The sequence below is a fragment of the Haloarcula sp. K1 genome (assembly GCF_001647155.1).
Taxonomy (GTDB): domain Archaea; phylum Halobacteriota; class Halobacteria; order Halobacteriales; family Haloarculaceae; genus Haloarcula; species Haloarcula hispanica.
The window spans coordinates 842327-867368 of record NZ_LRHL01000043.1 but is presented as its reverse complement, the minus strand read 5'-3'; the positions used below and the strand labels follow the sequence as shown (position 1 = coordinate 867368).

Below are 25042 nucleotides of genomic sequence, written 5' to 3'. Positions count from 1 at the left end.
GTCACGGATTACCTTGTTACAACTTGGTTGTATTAGCAGGATATAATACGTCGGAGGTTGTTGTGTTGGCCACCAATGGCGTTCAGCGACCACCTGCTCGACATCGGCGAAGACATCTGGGACGCACAGAAGGACCACCCGTTCGTCCGCGAACTGGCCGACGGGACACTCGACGAAGCGGCGTTCGAGCACTGGGTGAAACAGGACTACCGGTACCTGCAGGACTACGCGCGGCTGTTCGCGCTCGCCGGCGCGACGGCAAACGACGAATCGACGATGACGCACCTGCTCGGGGTCGCCCATCAGGTGCTCGACACCGAGATGGACCTCCACCGGGAGTTCGCGTCGGACTACGGCATCTCGCGTCGTGAGTTGGAGTCTACCGAGAAAGCTCCGACCTGTCTGGCGTACACGAACTTCCTCGTCCGAACGGCCTATGAGGGCCACGAGGCGGAGATCGCCGCCGCGCTGTACCCCTGTATGCAGGGGTACCTCGACGTGGCCGAACACATGGCCGACCTGGCCGACGGCGAGCACCGGTACACGCCCTTTATCGAGATGTACACCAGCGACGACTTCCGCGAGGCGACGGGCTGGTGTCGGGCGTACGTCGACCGCTGTGGCGAGCGCTATCCCGGCCAGCACGACGCCATGGAAGCGGCATTTCGCACGAGCGCGAAACTCGAACACCGGTTCTGGGAGATGGCCTACACGCAGGAGGGGTGGGAGCTATGACTGGCGAGACGTACTCGGCGTACGCCGACCGCGTCACAGACCCCCGATTCACCGACTGGCTCCGGGAGCAGAGTCAACCGGACTGGGACGCCGCCGTCGAACACCGGTTTGTCGAGGAACTCGGGGCCGGCACGCTCGACGAAGACGCGTTCGCCGAGTATCTGGTACAGGACTACGCGTTCGTCGACGAACTCGTCGGGACGTTCGGCCACGCGGTCGGGCAGGCCCCCGATATGGCCGCCAAACGCCAGTTTGTGGAGTTCCTCGATACCGTGACCGACGAGGAAGACGACTACTTCGAGCGCTCCTTTGCCGCACTCGGCGTCGAAGATTCGCGCTGGCAAGACCCCGAGCAGACGCCGGCGACGAGGGCGTTCATCGACCTGCTCGCTCGTGCCGCCCGAGAGGGGGGCTACGCCGAGACGCTGGCCGTCCTCGTCCCGGCAGAGTGGATATACGAGTCGTGGGCGACGGCGGCCGCCGCGGCCCACGGCGACCCGGACAGCGACGGCCTCCCCAGCTCCGGGATGGGACTGCCGTTCTACTTCGCCGAGTGGGTCGATCTCCACGCCGTCGACTCCTTCGTCGCGTTCGTCGACTGGCTCCGGGGCGAACTCGACGCCGTCGGGCCGACGCTTTCGCCCCGCCGGGAGGCCCGCGTCGCGTCGCTGTTCGACCGCACGGTCACGCTTGAACAGCAGTTCTTCGAGACGGCCTACGAGGAAACCGCTGAGACGCCCGACCACGAGGTGAGCCCGTAGATGGTATCCTCAGCTATCGTTCTCGGTCTGACCGCGGCGACCGTTCTCGTGTTCACCGGCATCGGCCTCTTCGCCGCCCGCGGCCGAATCGACTCGGTGGAGACGTACATCTCGGCCCGTGACTCGGCCGGTAGTGGGACCCTCGCTGCGACGGTCATCGCGTCGATGATGGGCGTCTGGATTCTGCTAAGTCCGGCCGAGGCGGGGGCTGCCTTCGGTGGGCTTCCCGCCGTGCTGGGCTACGCCATCGGCAGCGCGATTCCGCTCGTCCTCTTTATTCCGGTCGGGGCTCGCATCCGCGAGGTGATGCCCGCAGGCCACTCGCTGACGGAGTTCGCCTACGCTCGCTTTGGCTCCGGGATGTACCTGCTCGTCTTGCTCGTCTCGGTGTTTTACATGTTCATCTTCCTCGCCGCGGAGATGACCGGAATCGCCGGCGCGCTCGCGCTCGTCGCAGATGTGCCGCTCTGGCAGACCTCGCTGCTCATCGGCGGCTTCGTCCTCGTCTACACGACCTACGGTGGGCTGCTCGCCAGCATCGTCACCGACACCGTCCAGACGCTGGTCATCCTCCCACTGCTAGCCGTCGGCTTCGGCGGCGCACTCCTCTCGCTTGGTGGCACGAGCGAGTTCCACGCGACAGTGGTGTCGGCCGACCCGGCGCTGCTCGACCCGACGTTCGGTCCCGGCCTGAAGTTCGGGCTGTACGTCGCCTTCGCGCTTCTGGGCGCGAATATGCTGAATCAGGGCGTCTGGCAGCGGGTGTACGCCGCCGACGGCGAGGGCGCTCTCCGTCGCGGAATGGGCATCGCCGCCGTCGTCGTCGTGCCGATGCTCCTGCTCGCCGGCCTGTTCGGCATCGCCGCCGCGGGGCTGGGCCTCACGGAATCCGGTTCCGCCAGTATCGCCTTCTTCCTCGTGGTGGCGGAGGCGTTCCCGACGTGGGTGACCCTCGCCATCGTTGTCCTCGCCGTATTGCTGGTGATGAGTTCCGCCGATACGATGTTCAACGCTATCGCCAGCGTCGTTACGGCCGACCTCGCCCGGTTGCTCGACGATCCCGACCAGCGGACCCTGTGGCTGGGCGGGCGCGGGCTGACGGTCGCCGTCGCGCTCGCCGCGATGTTCATCGGTGCGCAGGGGTACAGCGTCCTCCAGTTGTTCCTGACTGCCGACCTGCTGGCGGCTGGCGTCTTCGTGCCCTTCCTCGCCGGTCTCTACACTGAGCGGCTCACCGGGCCGGGTGCGTTAGTCTCCGGCATTGCGGGGCTACTTGTCGGGTTCGCCTACTTCCCGTCGCTCCGTGGCCTCGTCGCCGCCGTGCCAGGCGTCGGGAGTATGCTGCCAGCGCCGTCGTTCCTCATTGCCTTCGCTGGCGCGACGCTCGTCTCGGCCGCCCTCACCGTGGTTGCGACGCTTCTCGGCGGGGCCGACGCCGACCTCGAAAGCCTCGGCCGGGAGGTCCGTGCGCTTGACGATCCGGTGGCCGACGGGGGGTCCGAGCAATGACGCTACCAGCCGTCCTCCCCCTCGCCGCACTCGGGTCGACGGCGTTCGCGGTGCTGGCCTGGGGGTCGATTCTGCTGGTGCTCGCTGTCTTTCTCGCCGTCGGCTGGCTGGTCCTGACCGAGTAGTCCGGCGACCGTGAGAGTCCGGATATACGGCGTTTCGTGGTAACAAGACACATACTTATCATGATGGGTGAGGAACGTCGCATATGCAGACTTTCGTGCTCGCAACCAATTCCGAGACAGTCAGCCAGACACTGTGTTCATACCTCGAAGACGTCCTCGACCCGGACGACAGCGTATACGCGGTCAACTCACAACCGGGCGGAGACAGGACGCCACCGGATGCGGTTGCCGACGGGAAGGCCGCACTCGAAGTCGTCTCGGACCGTCTGGGCGACCAGGTGTCCGTCGAGACCTACCAGATAATCCGGGGGAACAGCCCGGCTGAAGATATCTTCGACATCGCCGCGGAAGTCGATGCCGACGAACTCGTCATCGGCGTCCGCAAGCGGAGCCAGACCGACCGGCTCATCTTCGGGAGCGTCGCCCAAGATATCATGCGGCAGTCGAACTACCCAATGCGGGTCGTGCCGCGGGAGTAGCGACTGGCCGCCGGTAACGGACCGCAGAGAAAGCAAAGACCGAGACAGCCGCGCTATTCGGCCGACTCGTAGTCGTCGAAGGCGTCGATCTCGACGCCCTCGTCGGTGATTTCAGCCAGCACGACACCGTTGCCGGACCCGGTGTCACGCTCGGCCGCGGCGTTGACCGCGCGAATCGCCAGATTGCGAGCCTCGGAGAGACTCATCTCGGGGTCGTACTGCCCTTCGATGGTCCCCGTCGCGACCATCGTCCCGGAGCCGGTGACGGTGTAGTCGTCTTCGAGCACGCCGCCAGCTGGGTCGACGCTGTAGACGTGGCTGCCTTCTTCGTCGACGCCGCCGACGATCGGGTTGATGGCGAAGTACGGGCCACCGCGGGCGAAGTTACCCGCGAGCGTCGCCAGCGCGTGAATCGAGAGCGGTTCGTCGCGGCGGACCTCGTAGAGGTCGGCCTCGGCGCGCAGCGAGCGGATGAACGACTGGGCCCCGCCGACGCTGCCGACCAGCGTCATCGCGGCCGTCGGGTGGATCTGCTCAACCTTCTGGACCTGCTTGTTCGAGACGAAGCGGCCACCGAGGGAGGCGCGGCGGTCCGTCGCGATGATGACGCCGTTCTCCGTCGAGATGCCGACGGTCGTCGTCCCGGTCTTGACGACGTTCTCCTCGTCGCGGCCGCCATCCTCGTTCGGCAGGTTGCCGACCTCGGGTTCGTAGGCGTCGGTCAGTCGGTTCTCGGGGTCGTACATCAGTTCTCACCTCCGAGTTCGAACTCTTCAAGACGTTCGGCGATGTCCTCTTCCGAGAGCTTCTGGAACTGCTCGGTCTCCACGTCGATAGTGGCGATGTCGACGCCGGTCGCGTCGAGGCCGTCCTCGTTGACCGAGGCCAGCGCCCGGAGCGCGAGTTCGATGCCGGCTTCGAGGTCCATCTCCTCGGCGTACTCGTCTTCGAGGAACGTCTGGATGTCCTCGCGGGAGCCGCCGATGGCGACTGCCTGCCACTCGTAGGGCGTTCCCGAGGGGTCTGTCTCGAACAGCCGGGGTTCGCCGTCCTCGATACCGGCGACGAGTAGCGCCACACCGAACGGACGTGCGCCGCCGGTCTGGGTGTACTGCTGAATGTAGTCCGTAATCTCTTTCGTCAGCGACTCGACAGAAGCCGGCTCGTCGTAGCGCAGGCGGTTGACCTGGGCTTGGCGGCGCGCCACGTCGATGAGCTGGCGCGCGTCGGCAACGTGGCCCGCGCTGGCGACGCCGACGTGGGAGTCGATCTCGTGGATCTTCTCGATGCTGTCGCGCTCGATGAGCGGGGACCGGGCGTGGCGGTCAGCGGCGATGACCACGCCGTCCTCGGTGCGGACCCCGACGCTCGCGGTTCCGCGCTTGACGGCTTCTCGTGCGTACTCGACCTGATAGAGGCGTCCGTCCGGGGAGAAGATGGTAATCCCGCGGTCGTAGGCCTGTTGTTCGTTTCCTTGCATGATGTATCGTGTTGTTGTTCACCTGAGGTTAGGGTTGCTCTTATATAACCGTATCGCGGACCGCTGCCCTCAGAACAGCGGCAGGTCGCCGGTGACGCGGTCCACCAGCTCGTCCTCGGCGGGGCCGACGGCGAGTGCCGTGACGGTTCCCGGGTCGAGCTGTGTGTGGCCGGCGTCTCGGACGACCGCATGCGGCAGGCCTTCGCGCTCGGCCACGTCCGCGAGTTCGAACAGTTCGGACTCGCTTGTGGCTTTCAGGACGACTTTCTTCTGGCCCGCGCCCTTCCAGGCTTTGCGGGGTTTCGGGCCGGCGTCCTCGTAGGCCGACAGCGAGGCGTGGGCAACCTGGGCGGCGAGCTTGCCCTCGCCCATGCCGATGTCGGCCCGCGCGACGATAGCCTGCTTCATACGATTACATGGCCACCCGTACTTAAACGCCCGTCGGACTCCCTCCACGGTTGCACATACCACAGAGTACATACGCCGTGGCCGAGCACACCCCGGAGATGCCCTCCATCATCCGAACGTTCCTCCTGCGACCGGGTGCGTTCTTCGAACAGCGACGTGACCGGCTGAACGGACTCCGTGGCGGCGGCCTCGCTCTCGGCATCGCTGTCGTCGTCACAATCGTTCTCGGAGTCGCGCTCCGGCTGTTCGCTGACCAGTTCACCGGCACCGTCGAGCGAGACAACCCCGCCCGGCCGCCGGAACAGCTGTGCGAAGACGGCGGCGTCGGCGGAATAACCGTGTCCGGCTGTGACGAACCGGCGACACAGACCGTCGAAGTCGGGTCGTTCATCTGGAACTACGCGACTAGGGCCCTTCCAAGACTGTTTTTCGGCTTGATTATCGCCTGGATCGGACTGATGATCGGGCTGTATGTCGGCGCAAAGCTAGCCGGCGGCTCCGGGCGGTTCGGCGAGACGGTAGAGATCACCGCCTGGGGACTGCTCCCGTCCGTTGTCGGCGTCGTCGCCGGTGGTACCGCACTCGTCTTCTTCGCCACCAGCACCGACCTCTCTGCGTCCTCGCCGGAACTGCTCCTCGAACAGGTTCGGCAGCTACAGAACGGGCTCTCCGGGCTCGTATTTCTCGCAATACAGGTCGGGACAGCGGCCTGGCAGGCGTACGTCTGGGCTGGCGGGCTCCGAGTCGTCCACGAGATTAGCAGGTACGCGGCGGTCGCCATCGCCGTCATCGCCGCGACGCTCCCCGTGATAGCCTCCTGACACTGTCAGCTGTAAGTCTGTCAAGAATTACGCCACCGCGAATATCTTACAATAGTTACAGCCGACAGTATGAGAATCGGGGAGTTTAGGCTTCCGGCCGCACACGCCACTCTCATGATACTCTCTGATGCGGACATCCTCCGACGGCTGGAACAGGGTGACCTCGTCGTCGAACCGCTCGACGACCCGGACATCCAGATTCAGCCGGCCAGCGTCGACCTCCGTCTCGGACATGAGTTCCTAGAGTTCCAGCACGCCAACATCCCCTGTATTCATCCGAACTCCGAGGACGAAGTCTCTGACTACGTCGAGGAGACTGTCGTCGAGGAAGACGAGGAGTTCATCCTCCACCCCGGCGACTTCGTGCTGGGGACGACCCACGAGCGCGTCGCCATCCCCGACGACCTCATCGCCCACGTCGAAGGGCGCTCCTCGCTGGGCCGACTTGCGATTGTGGTACACGCGACGGCCGGCCTGTGTGACCCCGGCTACGAGGGCCAGATTACCCTCGAACTGTCGAACCTCGGCACTGCGCCCGTTGCGCTCACGCCCGGAATGCGAATCTCGCAGCTCACCTTTACCGAACTCAAGACACCCGCCGACCGCCCGTATGGGGCCGAACGCGGCTCGAAGTACCAGGGCCAGTCCGGACCGCAGGCGAGCAAGATACAGGGAGATAGAGAATTCGGGGGCGACCAATGAACGGGACGGCTCACGGTGGAGGGCGGCGATAGATGCGGTTCATCGAGGAAATCGTCGTCGACGACTTCCTGCCGACGTTTCGCTCGCTGCTGGCCGACGCCCTCAGAGAGCGCGGGCTGACACAGTCCGAAGTCGCTGACCTGCTGGGCATCAGCCAGAGTGCGGTCTCGAAGTACGTCCACGGCGACGTGGCGCGTCAGGAGGACCTGCTGGCCCACCGCGGGCTGGAGGAACTGGTCGAGCGACTGGCTGACGGGCTGGCGGACGGCGATATGAGTCCGGTACAAGCGCTGGTCGAAACAGAAGTGTTCATCCGCGAACTCGAACAGGGCGGCGTCCTCGCGCAGTTACACGAGGATGCGGTTCCGGAACTCGGCGCGTACGACGACGAGTTCGCCGTCCACGACCCGGACTCACAGCTCCGGTCGGCCGAGCGGACGCTCGCGTCGGTGCGGCGGGGGCTCAGCGTGCTGGAAAACACCAGCGGGTTCGCGACGCTCATTCCGGCGGTCGGGTCGAACCTCGTCCAGTGTCTCCCCGAGGCCGATAGCATCGAGGACGTGGCCGCCGTCCCGGGGCGGATTCTCGACGTGAAAGGACGGGCAACGATTCCGGCGGACCCGGAGTTCGGCGTCAGCGAGCACGTCGCGTCGCTGTTGCTGGCGGCGCGGGCCGCCGGAAGCGACGCCCGCGCGGTGTTGAACGTCCGGTACGACGACGGCGTCGTGACCGCGCTACGAGATGCCGGTCGGACCGTGGTCGAGTTCGACGCCGAGGAGAGCGTCGAGCCCGCCGTCGCGGCCGCGCTGGCTGACGACCCAGCGGCCGACGTGCTCTACCACACCGGCGCGATGGGTATCGAGCCGGTGGTGTACCTGCTCGGGGACGACGCTGTGTCGGTCGCTGAAACGGCGCGCGAAATCCTGTGACCGACGCGCAATCATTCTACGGCCGGTGGGCGCGAGTGTACGACTGGGTAGCGAATGCCCCCGGCGTGGCGTCCTGGCGCGACCGGACGGCGGACTCGCTGGCGCTCGCGCTCGGCGATACCGTCGTCGAAATGGGCTGTGGGACCGGGGCGAACGTGCCGGCCCTCCGCGAGCGAGTCGGGCCGTCGGGTCGGGTCGTCGGCATCGATGTGACCCGAGCGATGCTCGACCGCGCACGCGAACGGCCCGCGAGAACCGGCGAGACCGTTCATTACGTGCAGGCCGACGCCGCCCGCCCGCCAGTTCGAGCGGCGGATGCCGTCCTGGCGACATTCGTTGCCGGTATCTTCGAAGACCCCGCTTCGGCCGTCGACGCGTGGTGTGACAGCGTTGGCCCGGGCGGCCGTGTCGCCCTGCTGAACTTCCAGCGAAGCCCCAGCGCTCTCGCCGCACCGTTGAACCTCGCGTTCGAGGGGTTCGTCCGCCTCTCCGCGCCGGGAACGCGCCTGTCCAGACAGTCACACGTCAGCGCGTTCGAGCGACGGGTGCGGGCGGCCCGCGAACGGCTCACCGAGCGGACGGTTGCGCGCCGCTACGAGACGATGGCCGGCGGGTTCGTCGGCCTGCTCAGCGGGACCGTCGCGTAGCGCACGCGGGTTCCGGCGGGCACCGGGAGGGCCGAAACGCTTCCAGCGGATTCGGCGGGCGGAGAGGGGGCAGGGCGGCCCGGTCACGCCACCTCGGACCCCGTCGCACGGCCCATGAGCCAGACGGAGACGGCACCGAAGACGACATCGAGCGCACAGAGAACCGCGAGCGCCGGCACGAGGGTGTCGTAGACGCCGCCGAACGCCGTCACCTCGACGACTGTCAGCACGTCCCGACCGAGGACCAGCGCTCGAATCGCGTCGACGCCATAGGTGACCGGATTGACCGTGGCGACCACCTGCACCGACTCTGGCAGCGAGGACGCGGGGAGAAACGCCGAGGAGAGGAACAGTAGCGGGAACAGCAGGAGGTTCCCGACCGCGTCGAGCGTCTCCTCGTCCCGGGTCGCCACCGCGACGGCGTTCGAGAGCGCCATGTACCAGAGCGCGAAGAGGACACAGACGAGGACGATGCCGAACAGCCCCACGAGTCCGGTCTCGACGGTGGCGCCCATCGCCAGCCCGAGGCCGAAGATGACGAACACGTAACAGACGAGGCGGAACAGTTCGGCGGCGGCCTTGCCGGCGAAGACGGCGGTCCAGCGCATCGGCGAGACGGTCACCTTCTCGAACATCCCCGTCTGGAGGTCCTCGACCAGTCCGAGGCCGGAGGAGAGCGACGACGACATCGACACCTGGACGACGGCCGCGGGGAGGACGAAGGGGAGGTAGCCGACGCCCTCGAATCCGGCCCGTTCGAGAGCGAGAGTGCCGACGTCGCCGAAGACGGCCGTGAACATCAGCAGGGAGAACACCGCCATGAAGAGTTCGAGAAAGACGACGGTCGGATTCCGAATCGCCTTCCGGGTCCACCGCTTGAAATTGACCCAGATGTCTCCGACGAGGGAGTTTCCGGCTGACCGCGACGGACCGGCGTCGACGCCCGCGGAACTCATCGTGTCCCTCCGGACGGCCCCGGCCCGGTTTCGCCGTCGTCCCCAGCGGTGAAGCCGTCGGTTCGCCCGTCCGCGATGGCGAAGAAAACGTCGTCGAGCGTCGGTTCGTCCACGTCGAACCCGGTCACGGCGACGCCCGCCTCGCGGAGCGCAAGCAGGTAGTCCGTGCCGCGCTCGGCGGCGTCCGTCGTCGTCACCCGAACCGTGTCGTCGACGGTTTCGACCGTCGCGTCCGGACCGAAGCGCGTTCCCTCGCGGGCCACGTCGGCCGCCGTTTCGGCGGTCTCACGGCCGCCGTCCACGTCGACTTCGAGGATCTGACCGCCGACGCGGCGCTTCAGTTCGGCGGGCGACCCCGTCGCGGCGATGCGGCCGTCCCGGAGGACCGCGACGCGGTCACAGAGCGCGTCGGCTTCTTCGAGATACTGGGTCGTGAGGAATATCGTGGTCCCCGTCTCGTTGAGCCGGCGGAAGTGGTCCCACAGGCGGTTTCGCGCCTTCGGGTCCATCCCCGTCGTCGGTTCGTCGAGGAAGACGAGGTCCGGGTCGTGGACGAGGGCCGTCACGGCGTCGAGTCGCTTCTTCATCCCGCCGGAGAACCGTTTGGCGGGCGTGTCGGCGACGTCACCGAGGTCCGCGAGTTCGAGCAGTTCCTCGATTCGCTCTGCTCGCCGACCACGCGGGACGCCGTAGGCCTCGCAGGCGAACGCGACGTTCTCCCGCGCGGTCAGTTCCGCGTCGACACTCACGTCCTGTGCCATGTATCCGATGGTCTCCCTGACCGCCGTCTGCGCCGCGGTCGCGTCGTGACCGTTGACGACGACTTCGCCCTCGGTCGGTTCCAGCAGCGTCGCCAACACCTTTACCGCGGTCGTCTTGCCAGCACCGTTCGGCCCGAGGAACCCGAAGAACTCACCGCGAGGGACGGTGAGCGACACGTCCCGGACGGCCGTCGTTCCGTCCGCGTAGGTGACGCGGAGGCCGTCGACGCGTATCGCCGCCGTCGACACGGCGGCCGGCCGGTCGGGATCGTTCGCGACACGTCGCTGTTTCGGTTTCGTCATCGCCGTCAGAGTGGTCGCTCGCCGGTACCGAGAGCGTTCTGTGACGTATGAGAGGTGGGTTTATGTGGCGGTTCCGGCACACATCGGACATGAAACACCTCCGGGTCACCGCTCGCATACCGCCCGACTACGCGCCGGAGTTCTTCGACCTGCTGGCGAACGACCCCGAAATCGAGGAGTCGCGCATCGTCGACTGGAACCGCACCCCCGAAGGGTGTGATACCGTGCTGTTCGCCATCGACGGCGACGCGACCCGGTTCGTCGACCGCGCGCCCTCGACGCCCGGCGTCGAATCGGTGACGCTCTCGGGGGCCAAGCGGCGACGGACGTACGCACTCGTCGAGAACCGGCCGCTGTCGATGCCGATGTTCGACGCGATACACGACGCCAGCACTCGGCTCGGTATCGTCGTTCTCAAGCCGCTCATCTATCGCGACGGCACGGTCTCCTGTCGCGTGGTCGGCGAAGCGGGGCCGCTGCAGGATGCCCTCGACGACGCGCCAGCGCCCATCGACGTCCGGCTGGACAGCATCAGCGCCGTCAGCGACGGCCTAGCGCGACCGTCGTCCAAACTCAGCGAGCGTCAGCGCGAGGCCGTGAGGACGGCCCTCGCTCTGGGATATTACGACCGGCCTCGCGGTGCGACCCACGAGGACGTGGCCGCCGAGCTGGGGTGTGCCCCCGCGACGGTCAGCGACCACCTCCAGCGCGCCGAGGCGAAACTCGTCCGCGCCGTCATGGACGACTTCGGTCCGACGGTCTAGCGCCGATAGCGCTCGGCGTGGCGGGGACAGAACTCGGTGCCCCGTAACTGGGCGTCGACGACGCCGGGCTGTCGGTGGGGGTTGTGGAGTCGACAGCCCTCGTCGTCGCAGAAGGCCTCGCCGGTGTCGAGGTAGTGGTACGCCTGCAGGACGTATCCCTTGATAGCGTCGGTCGTCCGCGGGTCGTCCTCGACGAGAAACTCGCCCTCGACTTCGTTTTCCAGCACTTCTCGGGGCGGTGCGCCGCCCCCGAACAGGGCGTGTTTCTGCTGTTCCTTGTAGTACTGCTCGGGCTTTGCGGGGGCCTCGTAGAGTCCCGGTACCGAGACGATTGCGGACTGCCCGAGGACGTTTACGCGCTTGTGCCAGCGGCCGTCGTGGTCGCCCCAGGTCCCGACGACGCGGTCCAGCAACGGGACGTGAAGGTGGTCGAGTGACCGCTCTGACTCGGGGAGTCGCTCGTGAAGTGCCTGCTGGACCGCCAGCCCGTCGTAGATGACGCCGCCGCCTCGCTCTGGGGACTCCAGCGCTCGTTCCTCGTACCGGACAATACCCAGCATCGTGTTCCCGGTCTCGCGGTCGTACGGCGAGAGCACCCGCGCCTCGGCGAACGACTCCGCCAGGGTCGAATCCGTATATTCGGAGAGAAACCGGTCCCGGACGGAGACAGTGGCCTCGACCCGCGCGTCGAGCCAGTCGGCGATGGCATCGGCGTCGGCGACCGTCGTCGGAGCGCGGTACAGCGTGACGGACTCCATTGTATTGGCTAGTGGTACCAGCCAGTAATACCGTTTGTGTCTCGGGGACTCTCGCGTATTGGAAGATGGGCTGTCGGAGTGGAGAACTAGAACAGACAGGTCAGTCTGGTGCTTCAGGCGGGAGGCGGACACCCCACCACAGTGTTGTACAGGACGCCACTAACGAACGGACTGAGCCAGTCCAGTGAAAATCACTGGTCCGGTTCGTGCGGGAGCGTCGTCGAGTCCGCAGTGAGCGCGTCGATGCAATCGGTGACGGACCACGTCGTCTCCCCGTCTGTACACGGATACACGCCGACCAGATCGTCGTCCGCGTAGACGGCGACGGCTATCATCGGGAGCCGCAGCACCTCCGTACTGCCGCCGACCAGAAGCGACGAGGTCCGCGTCTCAAAGGGCGGTCGAAGACTCAGCCCGCGCTCTTTTGCCCACTGTTCGTACTGGTCGACAGTCGCCAGCACCTCACCGTGCTCGCCCTCCTGAGACACCGGAATTTCCTCGGGCCATGTCTGGACATCGAAATCGTCGATAGCCCCCGTTGTGGCGAGTTCCGTGAACTGGTCGATAGCTGTCGTTCTGGGGCCACAGACCGGCCGCCGACTCCAGAGCTGGACCGCGACCTTGCCACCGACTAACTCGTCAGACCTGTGTTCGTCGCTCCGCTGCATCTCTTCTGACATTGATTGTCAATCACTAACATATTAACACCACTCTTGTTTAATTGTTGGTTTCAGCGCGATATTTCGGCCTGAATGGGCAACTAACTAGAGGAAAAGCAGTCGGTTAAAAACCAGAGGAGCGTGGGAGGGTTTCAGTCGTCAGCAGGGGAGGCCGCGTCGCGGCTCGTGACATCGACCGGTTCGGCGTCGACTTCGAGTTCGTCCAGGGCGACCTGGGCGGCGCGCTTGCCCGAGACGAGCATGGCCCCGAACGTCGGCCCCATACGCGGGAGGCCGTAAGTCGTCGCGGTGGCCATCCCGGTGACGACGAGGCCGTCGTGGGCGAGGCCGGTGTGTTCGACGACGGCGTCCTCGCTCTCGCCGACCCACATCGAGTCGTGACCGGGCGAGTCGTGGCCGGGTGCGCCGTAGGTGTCGTCGTCGGTCTGGTCCATGCCGCTGGCTTCGTCTTCGAGGCCCGGCGCGTTCAGGACGCCGCGCTCGTCGAGTTTCTTGACGGCCATCGCGTCGTGGCCCGTCGCGTCGATGACGAGGTCAGCCTCGACGGCGATGGGGTCGACGCAGGTGATTTCCCGTGGCAGCGCGTGGACTGGCGTCCAGTTCATGACGATGCCACCGACGCGGTGGTCCTCGCGGATGACGATGTCGGTGAACTCCGTCATGTTCTGCATCTTCGCGCCGGCATCGCAGGCGGCCTTGATGAGGCCCGAACACGCTTCCGGTCCGTTAGCGACGTAGAGGCCCTCGCTGTCCTTGGACTGCTTGTGGTCGACATCGAGTTCATCGAGCACCTGCTGGGCCGGGTCCCGAACGGTGACCTTGTTCATCAGGAAGCCGCCGAGCCAGAAGCCGCCGCCGAGGTAGTTGTTCTTCTCGACGACCATCACCTGCACGCCGCGCTCGGCGAGTTCCTTTGCGGCCATCAGCCCCGATGGGCCGCCGCCGACGATGATGACGTCGGAGTCCGAGAAGTCCATGAACTCCTCGGTCCACTCCTGCCCGATTGCGCGTGTGACCTCTGCTTCGCCAACGTCGCTGAACTGTTCGAATGAATCTGAATCGCTCATACCACCTAGTGGTATTCTTTGGTGGTACATAGTCGTTCTGATGCCTCGTCTGTTTGCTGAATCTCGCGCACGGCCGCTGGCGTGGAAGGCAGTAATAAAAATGGTTCCGCACGGTGGTTTCAGGACTAACTATCAAATGAGAGTATTGTGTGCTAATGTCTACCGAAACAGGCAACACGTACACGGTCGACACTGAACCGGCGGCAAGAGACATCGACGATATCGACCTGCACGAATACGAAACGCGGCCGGTGCTGAAGTTCCTGATCGCGTTTCTCATCGGCGGGGTGTTCTTTCTTCTGCCGGTCCCGTACCAGGGCGAGGTAACAGTCCCGTTCGACATCGTCGTCAGCAACATAACCGGGGCGTTCCCGAACGTCATCGGCGTCTACTCACTGGCGATCATCCTCGCCGGCGGGATACTGACGACGCTCGCGATGGCCAGTGACGGCGAGGTCGCGGGGTACGACCTGTCATCCTTCGAAACCTCGGGAGTCTTCTGGGCGCTCCGAGTCGCCGGCGTGCTCGTCGCGCCAGTGATGTTCTTCAAACTCGGTCCAGAGTGGCTCCACACACCCAGCACCGGCGGGCTGATGTGGGGGACGCTGGTGTACAGCGTCGGCGTCATCATCCCCATCGGGGCCATTTTCATCACGATATTCGTCGAACTCGGCGGGCTGGAGTTCGTCGGAACGCTTGCGAGGCCGATAATGCGACCGTTGTTCAAGGTCCCGGGGCGGGCCGCACTGGACAGTCTCGCATCGTGGGTCGGCTCCTACAGCGTCGGCCTGTACGTCACCCGCAATGTCTTCGAAGACGGCGGCTACCACAAGCGCGACGTGTTTACCATCGCGACGTGCTTTTCGACGGTGTCAATCGGCTTCGTCGGCGTCGTCGCCGCCACGCTCGGGATGCTCCCGAAGTTCCCGCTCATCTTCGGGGCGTACTTCTTCTGTGTCGTCGTCACCGGCGTTATTCTGGTCCGGGTGCCGCCTATCTCCAGGATTCCCGAGGAGTACATCGCTGAACCCGACCCGGAACTCGCCTTCTCCGGGACGCCGTCGGATTACGTCCGGCTGGCGGTCAGCGAGGCCGTCGGCAAGGCCAAGGACGGCGAGACGTTCGCACAGGCAGCCAAACGAGGCTTCGTCGACGGCCTGAAGCTCACCAGTCTCATCCTGGGAACCATCCTCGCTGTTGGACTCGCCGCGACGCTGCTCTCGGCACACACCCCAGTCTTCGACATTCTGGGTCGCCCGTTGACGCCGGTCATCGCTGCGCTCGGAATCCCGAACGCAGAGGTGGTCGCGCCGGCGACCATCGTCGGTATCACCGAGATGTACGTCCCCGTCCTGCTCGTGAGCGAGACAGCGACGAAGGCAAAGTTCTTCGTCGGCGTGCTGGCCGTCTCTCAACTCATCTTCTTCTCCAGCGTCGGCCCGATGATGATGGACATGTTCAGTGACGTCCCCATCCGGTTTCGGGACCTCGTGGCGTTGTTCATCATGCGGACGGTGCTCCTCGTGCCACTCATTGCCGGCATTACTCACGCCCTCGCCGCGCTGGGCCTCCTATAGGTATTCGACCAGCGCTTCAGCCAGTTTCTTCTCCGCCCGCCGCAAGTGGTCCTCCGCGGTTCGGCGCTCCACGCCCACCTGCTCCGCAATAGCCGCCGTTGTCGTCTCGCGGGGCAGTTCGTAGTACCCCTGCTCGTAGGCCGTCAGGAACACCTCACGCTGCCGCGGCGACAGATCGGGGAGCATAGCATCGACGGTCAAAAGCGGTGCGTCCGGCGTTACGGAGGTAATCTCACGTTTCGATTCGACGGTAACGTCGAACTGTCCTGCCAGGGACTGGTACACTCTGGCCAGTGCGTCGGGGCTGAGACCGAGTGCCCGGACGAGCTTACCACCGCTGGCGTATTTCAGCGGCGGGACGAGCAGACAGCCTTCACTCGCCAGAAAGCGTTCGACGTTGTTGTCGAGCTGTGCTTTCAGACACTCCTCAGTGACCAGCACCTGCTCGTCGCCGTTTTCCAGCCGCTCACCGATACCGACGGTGGTGCGGACCTGCTCGATAACGTCCCCGACGTCCCCGCCGCTAACGTGCAGAAGGTCGCTGTGGTCGTTACACCACAGCTCGATGCGGGTGCCGGTCCCGTCGGTTGCCGCCTCGTAGGCCCCGTCGCCGTAGACACGGAACAGTACTTCGTACATAGCTAGCGGTGCACAAGGATATATAAAAACAGTTCCGAACGGTGACGATCTGCTAACACGGTTCTCCACTAATGGTGTGGTATGGCACAGCAGTCTTCCCCAGACACCGACCACGACGTCGGGACGCCCTCGGAACAGTGGCGCGAGTACCAGGGTTCACCCACCGGCACCGGCATCGAGTGTGAAGGGTGGCGACAGGAGGCCGCGCTCCGAATGTTGAACAACAACCTCGATCCCGACGTCGCCGAGAAACCGGAGGAGCTAGTCGTGTACGGAGGGACGGGGCGTGCGGCCCGGTCGTGGGACGCCTACGATACTATCGTCGACGAACTCCGTGAACTCGGCGACACCGAAACCCTCCTCGTCCAGAGCGGCAAGCCGGTCGGTCGGTTCGAGACCCACGAGAAAGCCCCGCGCGTCCTCATCGCGAACTCGAACCTCGTCGGCAAGTGGGACACCTGGGAGCACTTTCACGAACTTGAAGCGAAGGGACAGATCATGTACGGCCAGATGACTGCCGGCTCGTGGGCCTACATCGGTACGCAGGGCATCATCCAGGGGACCTACGAGACGCTGGCCGCGCTCGCCCGGGAACACTACCCGGACAACGACGGGCTCCGCGGGAAGATTGTCGTCACCGGCGGCCTCGGCGGAATGAGCGGTGCGCAACCGCTCGCGGTGACGATGAACCACGGCGTCTGTATCGCGGCCGAAGTCGATGAGGACCGTATCGACCGGCGCATCGAAACGGGGTACTGCCAGGAGAAAACCGACGACCTCGCGACGGCCATCGAACGCGCACAGACGGCCGCGGCGAACGGTGAGCCCTACAGCGTCGGCGTCCACATGAACGCCGCGGACATGCTCGCGGAGATGTTGGACATGGGGTTCGTCCCCGATGTAGTGACCGACCAGACGAGCGCACACGACGAACTCGAAGGGTACTACCCCGCTGGCTACACTGTCGAGGAAGCCGACCGGCTCCGCGAACGCGACCCCGAGACGTACGTCGCGGAGAGTCTCGATACGATGAAGCGCCACGTCGAAGGCATTCTGGAACTGCAGGACAGGGGAGCCATCGCCTTCGAGTACGGCAACAACATCCGGGGGCAAGTCGAGGACCAGCGCGACCTCGACACAGCATTCGACTTCCCGGGGTTCGTGCCCGCATACATCCGCCCGCTGTTCTGTGAGGGCAAAGGACCGTTCCGCTGGGCCGCGCTCTCGGGCGACCCCGCGGACATCCACCGGACAGACGACGCGGTCAAGGAGCTGTTCCCGGAGAAAGACGACCTCCATCGCTGGATCGACCTCGCCCAGGAGCAGGTGTCTTTCCAGGGCCTGCCATCGCGAGTGTGCTGGCTGGGGTACGCGACCGAGGATGGGCTGACCGAGCGCGCCCGCCTCGCGCTCCGCATCAACGAACTCGTCGCCGACGGCGAGATTACGGCACCCATCGTCGTCACGCGGGACCACCTAGATGCCGGGAGCGTCGCCTCGCCACACCGCGAAACGGAGGCGATGAAAGACGGGACTGACGCCGTCGCCGACTGGCCGATTCTGAACGCCCTGCTGAACTGCGCCGCCGGCGCGGACATCGTCAGCGTCCATGACGGCGGCGGTGTCGGCATCGGCAACTCCCTGCACACGAACAACCACGTCGTCCTCGACGGGTCTGATCTCGCAGCCGAGAAGGCCCGCCGTGTGTTCACGACCGACCCCGGGATGGGTGTTATTCGCCACGTCGACGCCGGCTACGAGGTCGCACAGGACATCGCCGACGAAAACGATGTCGCGGTCCCGATGCACGACCGCAACCGCGACCAATGACCGACCTGACAGACCCGTCACCGTGGACCGGCTCGTCCGACGACCCGAACGACGAGCAGTTCGGTGACGTCGTCGAAACGGCCACACTCGCGACCGCTGCCGAGTACGACGTGGTGCTGGTGGGCGAGCCGTACGACGGGGCCGTCATCGGACGGCCGGGCGCGCGTGCCGGCCCGGCGGCTCTCCGACGCGAACTCGGCGGAACGAAGACGCATCACATCGAACGCGGACCGGTCCGCTCGGTCGCCGACCTCGGCGACATCGAGATTCCGGCCGGCGGCGTCGAACGGGTCCAGAGCGCTGTCCGCTCGATGACGGCCGAGATTCACGCAACGGGCGCAGTGCCGGTGTTTCTCGGTGGCGACAACTCACTGACGTTCCCGAACGCCGCGCCGCTGTTGGCTCACGAAACGGTCGGCGCAGTCAGCTTCGACGCCCACCTCGATTGCCGCGCCGTTCGGGACGAGCCGACGAGCGGGACGCCGTACCGACAGCTCCACGATGCAGGCCTCGACGCACTGGCCGTTGTCGGCGCGCGCCACTTCGAAACCTCGACAGCGTACCACGACTACCTCGCCGAGCAGGGCGGGACAGTCCTGCCGCCGGCGTCGGTGGCCGGCGACCCTGCCGGCGCGGTGGACGATGCGCTCGCCGCGCTCGGCGACGTGGACGCCGTCTACGTGAGTCTGGACCTCGACGTGCTCGACGCCGCAGCCGCGCCGGGCGTGAGCGCGCCGACGCCGGGCGGCCTCTCGACGCGAGAATTGTTCCGGATGCTGGGCCGCATGGCGTCCGACGACCGTATCGCCGGCTTCGAGATAGTCGAGTGCGCGCCGCCGCTGGACGCCGGGAACCGGACCGCCCGCGCCGGTGCCCGCGCCGTCGCACACTTCCTCAGTGGCCTGGGAGGTGACCGATGACAACCCTCGATGCGGTGGTCTACGGCGCGTCCGAACTCGTCGCGGGCCCGGCGGCGGACGGCCGCGGACTGGAGACCTACGAGGACGGCGCAGTCGCCATCGTGGACGGCACTGTCGCCGCTGTCGGTCCGACCGCGGAGGTGACCGCCGAATACCCGCCGGAGAGTGCCAACCACGCTGTCGACGCCGACGGTCAGGCCGTCGTTCCGGGCTTCGTCGACCCCCACACCCACGCGCTGTTCGCCGGCGACCGCTCGGACGAGTTCGCCGCCAAACTGCGCGGGAAGTCCTATCAGGACATCCTCGCCGAAGGCGGCGGCATCCTCAGAACGGTCCGAGCGGTCAGGGAAGCCGACGAGGAAACGCTACTGTCGAACCTGCTGGCCCATCTTGACACCATGCTCGCTCACGGGACGACGACAGTCGAGGTGAAGTCCGGCTACGGACTCGACACGGAGACGGAGCTACGGATGCTCCGAGTTATCGACAGGGCCGACGACGTCCATCCCGTCGACGTGGTCCCGACGTTCATGGGCGCACACGCTGTTCCCGAGGGGTGGGACGCCGACGACTACACCGCGGCGGTCGTCGACGAGCAGCTTCCGGCTGTCGAATCGCAGGGCATCGCCGAGTTCTGCGACGTGTTCTGCGAGGAAGGGGTGTTCTCGGTCTCGCAGTCCCGACGGGTCCTCGAAGCAGGCGCGGCCGCGGGGCTGACACCGAAGGTCCACGCCGAGGAACTGGCCCATATCGGCGGGACGCAGTTGGCGGCGGACGTGGGCGCGGCCAGTGCCGACCACCTCCTGCACGCGACCGGCGAGGACATCGACGCGCTTGTCGACGCTGCCGTGACGCCGGTGTTGCTCCCCGGAACGGCGTTCGGTCTCGGCGCAACGTACGCGGACGCGACGGCGTTCCGCGACCGGGGTGCGCCCGTCGCGGTGGCGACGGATTTCAATCCGAACTGCCACAGCCACAGCATGGGCTTTGCGCTGTCGCTGGCCTGCGTCGAGATGGGGCTGCCACCGGCTGAAGCGCTGGTCGCTGGAACGAAACACGCCGCGCTCGCGCTGGACAGGACCGATGGGCTGGGGACGCTCCGCGAGGGCACGCCCGGTGACGTCGCCGTCCTTGCCGCGCCGAGTCACGTCCACATTCCTTACCAGTACGGGACCAACGTCGTCGACACCGTCCTGAAAGACGGCTCGGTCGTCAGCACCCCAACGCATGAGTCATACGCTCGGGATATGCAACCATGACCGCCGAAGTTGTCCTCGACGGCGAGTCGCTCACGCCCGCCGAGGTGGTCGCTGTCGCCCGGAACGGCGCGACCGTCACGGTTGCCGAAACCGCCCGCGAGCGAATCCGTGAGTCCCGCGAACGCGTCGAGAGCGTGCTGGACAGCGGCGAGGCGGTGTACGGCGTCACTACCGGCTTCGGCGATCTCGTCGACGAGCGCATCCCACACGCGGACCTCGACGACCTCCAGCGGAACCTTCTCCGGAGCCACGCCGCCGCGGTCGGACGGGAGTTGACGACCGAGGAAGTCCGGGCGATGATGGTCACGCGGGCGAACACGCTGGCGAAGGGGTATTCAGGCATCCGTGAGTCCGTCGTCGATTTGCTGGTGGCGATGCTCGACGCGGGTGTCCACCCGGTCGTCCCGTCGCGGGGCAGCCTCGGTGCGAGCGGTGACCTCGCCCCGCTCGCACATATGTCGCTGGTGCTCATCGGGGAGGGGGAAGCCGAGGTCGAAGGGGACCGACTCCCCGGCGACGAGGCGCTCGACGCAGTCGGCCTCGAACCGGTGACGCTCCGGGCCAAGGAGGGGTTGGCGCTCATCAACGGGACACAACTGACCGTCGGCGTGGCCGCACTCCTCCTCGCCGACGCGGAACGGCTGGTCGCCGCCGCCGACATCGCCGGTGCGCTCACGACGGAGGTGACCCTCTCCTCGACAGTACCGTCCCACGAAGCCATCACCGACGTCCGGCCCCACGCCGGCCAGGCCGCGAGTGCGCGAAACGTCCGGCGGCTGACGGCCGACTCCGACGTGGTCGAGTCCCACCGAAACTGCGACCGCGTACAGGACGCCTACGCGATGCGCTGTCTGCCGCAGGTCCACGGCGCGGTCCGCGACGCCGTCGCCCACCTCCGGGAGGCCGTCGAGGTGGAACTCAACAGCGCGACCGATAATCCGCTGGTGTTCCCCCGTGAGGCGGTGGGGGACCGGGCCTCCGGGTCCGACAGCGCAGGCGTGCTGTCCGGCGGGAACTTCCACGGCGCGGTGCTCGCCATGCGCCTCGACTATCTGACGAACGCGCTCACCGAACTCGCGGCCATCTCGGAGCGCCGGACGGACAGAATGCTCAATCCGAATCTGCAGGAGCCACACCTCCCGCCGTTTCTCACCGAGCGAAGCGGCGTCCGGTCGGGCTACATGATCGCACAGTACACTGCTGCCGCACTGTTGAACGAATGTCGGTCCTTCGGCCGGCCCTCGATGGACAACACGCCCGTCAGCGGCAATCAGGAGGACCACGTCAGCATGAGCGCGCAGTCGGCCTATCTGGCCCGAAAAGCAGCCCGAAACGCCGCCGCGATTCTCGGCGTCGAGCTGTGCTGTGGGGCGCAAGCCGCCGACTTCGTCGACGACGCCCTCGAACTGGGCGTCGGGTCGGCCGAGGCCTACGACGCCGTCCGTGCAGTGGTCCCGAAGCTAACGGCGGACCGACCCATCCACGAGGACATCGAGGCCGCGGGCGCGCTCGTCGAGTCGCCGGCCTTCATCGAGCGGGTTGCTGCGGCGCTCGACGAAGGGCTAGAGTGACCCGGCCTCAGGACCCAAGCCCCAGGTCCGCGGTCCCTTCAGCCCCCTGATAGCGCTCCCGGTCGTCCCAGTCGGCGATACTCGAATGGGTCTCCCGGACGGCGATTTCGAGATGCTCCTGTGTTATCTCCGAGCCGTCTCGCAGGGCGTGCCGCGCCGCGTCCTCGGCGACGAGTTCGAGGTCGCTGGCGGCGTAGCCAGCCGTCGGTTCAATGATGGCGTCCCAGTCGATGTCACCGGCGACGGGCCGGTCCTGCAGGTGAATCTCCAGAATCTGTTTGCGAGCCTCGGCGTCCGGTGGCGGGACTTCCACGCGCTCGTCGAAGCGGCCCGAGCGCCGCAGCGCCGCGTCGATGTCCTCGACGAAGTTCGTCGCGGCGACCACGACGATGTCGTCGGCCGCCGCGCCTTCGAGTTCGGTGAGCAGTTGGTTGACCAGTTGCTGCTCGCTCGTGTTCATCGACCCGCGCCGCGAGCCCGCGATGCCGTCGATTTCGTCGATGAACAGCACGCAGGGCGCGTTCGCGCGGGCCACCTCGAACACCTCGGCGACGTTGCGGGCCGGCTCGCCCATCCACTTGCTAGTCACGTCTGCGGGGCTGATCTCGACGAAGCTGTGGTCGAGTTCGCCAGCGAGCGCGCCGGCGAGGTGGGTCTTCCCGCAGCCGGGCGGACCGTACAGCAGCAGGCCGGAAAGCACGTCGATGCCGTACGTTTCGTATTCCTCGGCGTTCTCAAGCGGATCGAGGACCGTGTCTTCAAGTCGGTCCTTCAGTTCACCCATCCCGCCCACGTCGGCGAAGTCGCGTCCGGCGTCAGTCTCGACGAGCGAACTGGCCTGCAGGTCGACGCCGTCGGGCTGGACGACGCCGTTCTCGGCGACCATCTCGGGGTCGACCCAGTCCGGGATGCTGGTGTCGGTCTCTGTGGCGGCCTGCAGCAGATGGTCCGTCCCAATCGGGGCGTCGGCCCGCAACGCCTTTCGGGCGGCGTCCTCGGCAAGGAGTTCGATGTCGCTGGCCGCGAAGCCGGCCGTCTCCTCGACCACGGGGTCGAGGTCGATGTCGGCCGCTGTCGGCCGGCCGGCGAGGTGAATCTCCAGAATCTGCGTTCGCGCCGCGGGGTCCGGCGGCGGGACCTCCACGCGCTCGTCGAACCGGCCCGAGCGGCGGATCGCGTCGTCCACGTCCTCGACGAGGTTCGTCGCGCCCAGCACCACCACGTCCTCGTCGGCGATCCCTTCGAGTTCGGTGAGCAGTTGGTTGACCAGTTGCTGCTCGCTGCTGTTCATGTTGCTGTCGCCGTCGCGTGCGCCGGCGATGCCGTCGATTTCGTCGATGAAGAGGATACAGGGGGCGTTCGCGCGGGCGATCTGGAACAGTTCCTCGACTTTCTGTGCGGGTTCGCCCATGTACTTGCTGGTCACGTCGGCGGGCGTGACCTCGATGAAGGCGTGGTCGACCTCGCCCGCGAGTGCGCCTGCGACGTGTGTCTTCCCACAGCCGGGCGGGCCATGCAGCAGGACGCCGTTGACGACGCCGATGCCGTACTCTTCGAAGGCGCTGGGGTCCTGCAACGGCCGGACGACCTTGTGGTTGAGCGTCTCAAGTAGCTCGGACATCCCACCGACATCGGCGAAGCTCCGGGACGGGTTTGGGTCGACCAGCCCGTCGGCTTGCATATCGACGCCGTCGGGCTGGACCACCGTCCCGTCGTCCGAGGGTCGTTCGCGGTTTATCGAGGGCGGGCCGTCGGTGCTGTCGGAGCCAGAATCGCCGCCCATCCCGGCCGTGCCGGATTCGTCGGACTGGTCGATCCGCTCCCGGATGTTCCGTTCGAGGCGGTCCGGGTTGACCTCGTAGCCGTACTCGGCCAGCCGGCGGGGTTCGGCGCTCAAAAACTCCGCGAGCCAGCCGTGGCGCTGTAGCTCCTCGGTCGAGGCGTCTGGGTCCCGGAACGTGACGAGCTTGACGTCCGTGCTGTCGGGCGAGTGGAACTCGGCGAGCCAGAAGGGGAGATACAGGCGCTCGACGCCGGTCACGCCGTCGAATCCGTCGGGGTCGAAATCCCCGGGGAGCCCGTAGGACTCGCGAAGCTTCCGGAGGAACACGTTCGCCGCGCCCGCGGCGTCGTGTTGCTGTTCGCGGTACTCCGCGACACGCTGGGGCAGTAGCGACCGGGCGTCGTCGTCGGTGACCTGGAACTGCAGCAGGACAGAGCGGCCAAGCGCCGGGTCGCTACGGCCGAAGTCGTAGTCGCCTGTCGGCCGGCGGACCACCGAATCAGTGTCCTCGACGTACTGCGAGACGGCCCGGTCGTTGTCTGCCCAGAGACCGTCGAGGAACGCGGTCTCGGATCGCGTCGTCGTGCCGAACAGCTTCCCCTCGCCGGTCTCGTACTCGTAGTCGACTTTGAACACCGGATAGAACACCCGGTGGAGCCGTTCGAGTCGCTCGGTATCGCCGAAGGCGGTCATCGTCCGCTGGTCGAGGGTTTCCCTGACGGTTTCCTCGTCGGGGACCCGCCGGTCGGCGTAGATGTACGGCGGCAGGCTCATTCGAGGTCCCCCTCCCGAATCGTGTGCTCGGCGGCAGTCAGGGCGCTATCGGCGTCGAACGTCTCGATAGCGTCCCGCTGGGTATCGGGTTCACCGCGGAGATTACGGGCGTGCTCGGTGATGTTCGGTATCGCGCGGATGATGTTGTCGATGATGGGTACTGTCGCCACCTCGGCAGAGCGGCTTCGAGGGTTGAGGTCAATGACCAGCTCCGTCTTGCCCATCTCGCCCAGCGCCTCGGCGCGGTCGCCGTCCTCCAGCGGGACGAGCACCACGTCCGCCGCGCCGATGCCGTCGGCGTCGACCTTCGCGCGCTCGTGGTCGAGGCCGGGAATGCGCCCGTCGGCGGTGAGCCCCTTCACGTCCGTCGCCCCGTGCTCGCGAAGGTAGTCGGCGATGGCCTCGATGCGCTCCTCGGTCCGGTTGAACAGGTTCACTTCGAGGTCAGCGCCGGTCACTTCGGCCAGCTCAACGAGTTCGCCGGGCACGAGGGCGGCGGCGTTGCCGTTGACCGAGACGACGGCGTGCTCGGCGGACAGAAGGTGTGCCGCGGCGGCACGCTCGGCGTCGTCGGCGCTGTCGATGGTGCGCTCGCCAAGCAGGTAGTCGAAGGCTTCGCCGCGGCCCTGTGCGATGAGGCCCTGGCGGGAGGTGATACCGCGGTCGACGCCCGCCTCGATTCGGTGGCGGGTCAAAAGCGACTCGTAGCGGGGGTGGCTTTCAGGGAGGTCGACGTCCTCACTCATACGTTCCAGTGATAGCTCCCTGTACTAAAGTCGTCCGTCAGGCGCGTCCCGGGCGTTG

Annotated in this window: 26 protein-coding genes; 15 read left to right on the top strand and 11 right to left on the bottom strand. The window is 66.4% G+C overall.

The annotated features are described in order from the left end of the window. Nucleotides 1-75: 75 nt before the first annotated feature. The 5 genes from tenA to AV929_RS17850 all read left to right on the top strand — a co-directional run bounded on the left by tenA (nt 76) and on the right by AV929_RS17850 (nt 3609). Entirely contained in the window at nt 76-735 is a 660-nt protein-coding gene (gene tenA / locus AV929_RS17865; protein ID WP_064288894.1) for a thiaminase II, read from the top strand. Beyond that, nucleotides 732-1496 carry a TenA family protein gene (locus AV929_RS17860; RefSeq protein ID WP_044951964.1) on the top strand — a complete coding sequence of 255 codons (765 nt, stop codon included), beginning with the start codon at nt 732-734 and terminating at the stop codon, nt 1494-1496. Before tenA ends, AV929_RS17860 begins: the two co-directional genes overlap by 4 nt. Beyond that, on the top strand, nt 1497-3005 hold the full coding sequence (locus AV929_RS17855; protein WP_064288893.1) for a sodium:solute symporter family protein: 1509 nt from the start codon (nt 1497-1499) through the stop codon (nt 3003-3005). It abuts the gene before it with no gap. Then, complete coding sequence (locus AV929_RS22835) at nt 3002-3130, top strand: hypothetical protein (RefSeq protein ID WP_014040999.1); 129 nt, start codon at nt 3002-3004, stop codon at nt 3128-3130. The genes AV929_RS17855 and AV929_RS22835 overlap by 4 nt, the downstream gene beginning before the upstream one ends. A gap of 83 nt (nt 3131-3213) precedes the next feature. After that, nucleotides 3214-3609, top strand: a complete 396-nt coding sequence (locus AV929_RS17850) for a universal stress protein (protein WP_050007034.1) — start codon at nt 3214-3216, stop codon at nt 3607-3609. 53 nt (nt 3610-3662) lie between these two features. Here AV929_RS17850 and psmB read toward each other — a convergent pair whose 3' ends face one another. From psmB to pth2, 3 genes are all read right to left on the bottom strand, one after another. Beyond that, entirely contained in the window at nt 3663-4355 is a 693-nt protein-coding gene (gene psmB / locus AV929_RS17845; RefSeq protein WP_014041001.1) for an archaeal proteasome endopeptidase complex subunit beta, read from the bottom strand. Then, on the bottom strand, nt 4355-5089 hold the full coding sequence (psmA, locus tag AV929_RS17840) for an archaeal proteasome endopeptidase complex subunit alpha (protein WP_008312539.1): 735 nt from the start codon (nt 5087-5089) through the stop codon (nt 4355-4357). The genes psmB and psmA overlap by 1 nt, the downstream gene beginning before the upstream one ends. Nucleotides 5090-5158: 69 nt before the next feature. After that, the gene (gene pth2 / locus AV929_RS17835) at nt 5159-5497 is read right to left on the bottom strand and encodes a peptidyl-tRNA hydrolase Pth2 (RefSeq protein WP_004591375.1); all 339 of its coding nucleotides are present in this window, start codon (nt 5495-5497) and stop codon (nt 5159-5161) included. Between the two features lie 98 nt (nt 5498-5595). Between pth2 and AV929_RS17830 the strand changes: the two genes are divergently transcribed. The 4 genes from AV929_RS17830 to AV929_RS17815 all read left to right on the top strand — a co-directional run bounded on the left by AV929_RS17830 (nt 5596) and on the right by AV929_RS17815 (nt 8596). After that, nucleotides 5596-6318 carry a Yip1 family protein gene (locus tag AV929_RS17830; protein WP_230458906.1) on the top strand — a complete coding sequence of 241 codons (723 nt, stop codon included), beginning with the start codon at nt 5596-5598 and terminating at the stop codon, nt 6316-6318. A gap of 114 nt (nt 6319-6432) precedes the next feature. Beyond that, nucleotides 6433-7020 carry a dCTP deaminase gene (gene dcd, locus AV929_RS17825; protein WP_064288891.1) on the top strand — a complete coding sequence of 196 codons (588 nt, stop codon included), beginning with the start codon at nt 6433-6435 and terminating at the stop codon, nt 7018-7020. A 32-nt stretch (nt 7021-7052) separates the two neighbouring features. Next, entirely contained in the window at nt 7053-7949 is an 897-nt protein-coding gene (locus tag AV929_RS17820; RefSeq protein ID WP_064288890.1) for a thiamine-phosphate synthase family protein, read from the top strand. Continuing rightward, the gene (locus AV929_RS17815) at nt 7946-8596 is read left to right on the top strand and encodes a methyltransferase domain-containing protein (RefSeq protein ID WP_064288889.1); all 651 of its coding nucleotides are present in this window, start codon (nt 7946-7948) and stop codon (nt 8594-8596) included. Before AV929_RS17820 ends, AV929_RS17815 begins: the two co-directional genes overlap by 4 nt. Before the next feature lie 83 nt (nt 8597-8679). Here the strand turns inward: AV929_RS17815 and AV929_RS17810 are convergent, their stop codons facing one another. Further along, nucleotides 8680-9552 (bottom strand): ABC transporter permease, encoded by an 873-nt coding sequence (locus AV929_RS17810; RefSeq protein ID WP_014041006.1) that lies wholly within the window; start codon nt 9550-9552, stop codon nt 8680-8682. Beyond that, complete coding sequence (locus AV929_RS17805; RefSeq protein ID WP_064288888.1) at nt 9549-10616, bottom strand: ABC transporter ATP-binding protein; 1068 nt, start codon at nt 10614-10616, stop codon at nt 9549-9551. Before AV929_RS17805 ends, AV929_RS17810 begins: the two co-directional genes overlap by 4 nt. Before the next feature lie 89 nt (nt 10617-10705). Here AV929_RS17805 and AV929_RS17800 point away from each other — a divergent pair, with 89 nt between their 5' ends. Continuing rightward, nucleotides 10706-11380 (top strand): helix-turn-helix domain-containing protein, encoded by a 675-nt coding sequence (locus AV929_RS17800; RefSeq protein ID WP_023843374.1) that lies wholly within the window; start codon nt 10706-10708, stop codon nt 11378-11380. Here AV929_RS17800 and AV929_RS17795 read toward each other — a convergent pair. From AV929_RS17795 to AV929_RS17785, 3 genes are all read right to left on the bottom strand, one after another. Further along, nucleotides 11377-12138: a DUF7001 family protein gene (locus AV929_RS17795; RefSeq protein ID WP_064288887.1), complete on the bottom strand. Its 762-nt coding sequence runs from the start codon at nt 12136-12138 to the stop codon at nt 11377-11379. The genes AV929_RS17800 and AV929_RS17795 overlap by 4 nt on opposite strands. A 191-nt stretch (nt 12139-12329) precedes the next feature. After that, a complete protein-coding gene (locus AV929_RS17790) occupies nt 12330-12818 on the bottom strand; it encodes an HTH domain-containing protein (protein WP_064288886.1) in 489 nt (162 codons plus the stop codon). A gap of 131 nt (nt 12819-12949) precedes the next feature. After that, a complete protein-coding gene (locus tag AV929_RS17785) occupies nt 12950-13885 on the bottom strand; it encodes a sulfide-dependent adenosine diphosphate thiazole synthase (protein ID WP_008312519.1) in 936 nt (311 codons plus the stop codon). 155 nt (nt 13886-14040) lie between these two features. Between AV929_RS17785 and AV929_RS17780 the strand changes: the two genes are divergently transcribed. After that, nucleotides 14041-15462: a YjiH family protein gene (locus AV929_RS17780; protein WP_064288885.1), complete on the top strand. Its 1422-nt coding sequence runs from the start codon at nt 14041-14043 to the stop codon at nt 15460-15462. On the opposite strand, the gene AV929_RS17775 is transcribed toward AV929_RS17780, so the two are convergent. Further along, nucleotides 15457-16101 (bottom strand): helix-turn-helix domain-containing protein, encoded by a 645-nt coding sequence (locus AV929_RS17775; protein WP_050036910.1) that lies wholly within the window; start codon nt 16099-16101, stop codon nt 15457-15459. The genes AV929_RS17780 and AV929_RS17775 overlap by 6 nt on opposite strands. A gap of 81 nt (nt 16102-16182) precedes the next feature. Between AV929_RS17775 and hutU the strand changes: the two genes are divergently transcribed. From hutU to hutH, 4 genes are read left to right on the top strand one after another with little or no spacing between them, the layout of a single operon-like run. After that, complete coding sequence (gene hutU, locus AV929_RS17770; protein ID WP_064288884.1) at nt 16183-17931, top strand: urocanate hydratase; 1749 nt, start codon at nt 16183-16185, stop codon at nt 17929-17931. Next, nucleotides 17928-18851 carry a formimidoylglutamase gene (gene hutG / locus AV929_RS17765; protein WP_064288883.1) on the top strand — a complete coding sequence of 308 codons (924 nt, stop codon included), beginning with the start codon at nt 17928-17930 and terminating at the stop codon, nt 18849-18851. Before hutU ends, hutG begins: the two co-directional genes overlap by 4 nt. Then, nucleotides 18848-20110 (top strand): imidazolonepropionase, encoded by a 1263-nt coding sequence (gene hutI / locus AV929_RS17760; protein WP_064288882.1) that lies wholly within the window; start codon nt 18848-18850, stop codon nt 20108-20110. The genes hutG and hutI overlap by 4 nt, the downstream gene beginning before the upstream one ends. After that, a complete protein-coding gene (hutH, locus tag AV929_RS17755; protein ID WP_064288881.1) occupies nt 20107-21681 on the top strand; it encodes a histidine ammonia-lyase in 1575 nt (524 codons plus the stop codon). Before hutI ends, hutH begins: the two co-directional genes overlap by 4 nt. 7 nt (nt 21682-21688) lie before the next feature. On the opposite strand, the gene AV929_RS17750 is transcribed toward hutH, so the two are convergent. Both AV929_RS17750 and AV929_RS17745 read right to left on the bottom strand, forming a co-directional pair. After that, nucleotides 21689-24238, bottom strand: coding sequence for an AAA family ATPase (locus AV929_RS17750; RefSeq protein WP_064288880.1), 2550 nt, complete (start codon nt 24236-24238; stop codon nt 21689-21691). Next, nucleotides 24235-24984, bottom strand: coding sequence for a 4-phosphopantoate--beta-alanine ligase (locus AV929_RS17745; protein WP_064288879.1), 750 nt, complete (start codon nt 24982-24984; stop codon nt 24235-24237). The genes AV929_RS17750 and AV929_RS17745 overlap by 4 nt, the downstream gene beginning before the upstream one ends. Between the last annotated feature and the right edge of the window lie 58 nt (nt 24985-25042).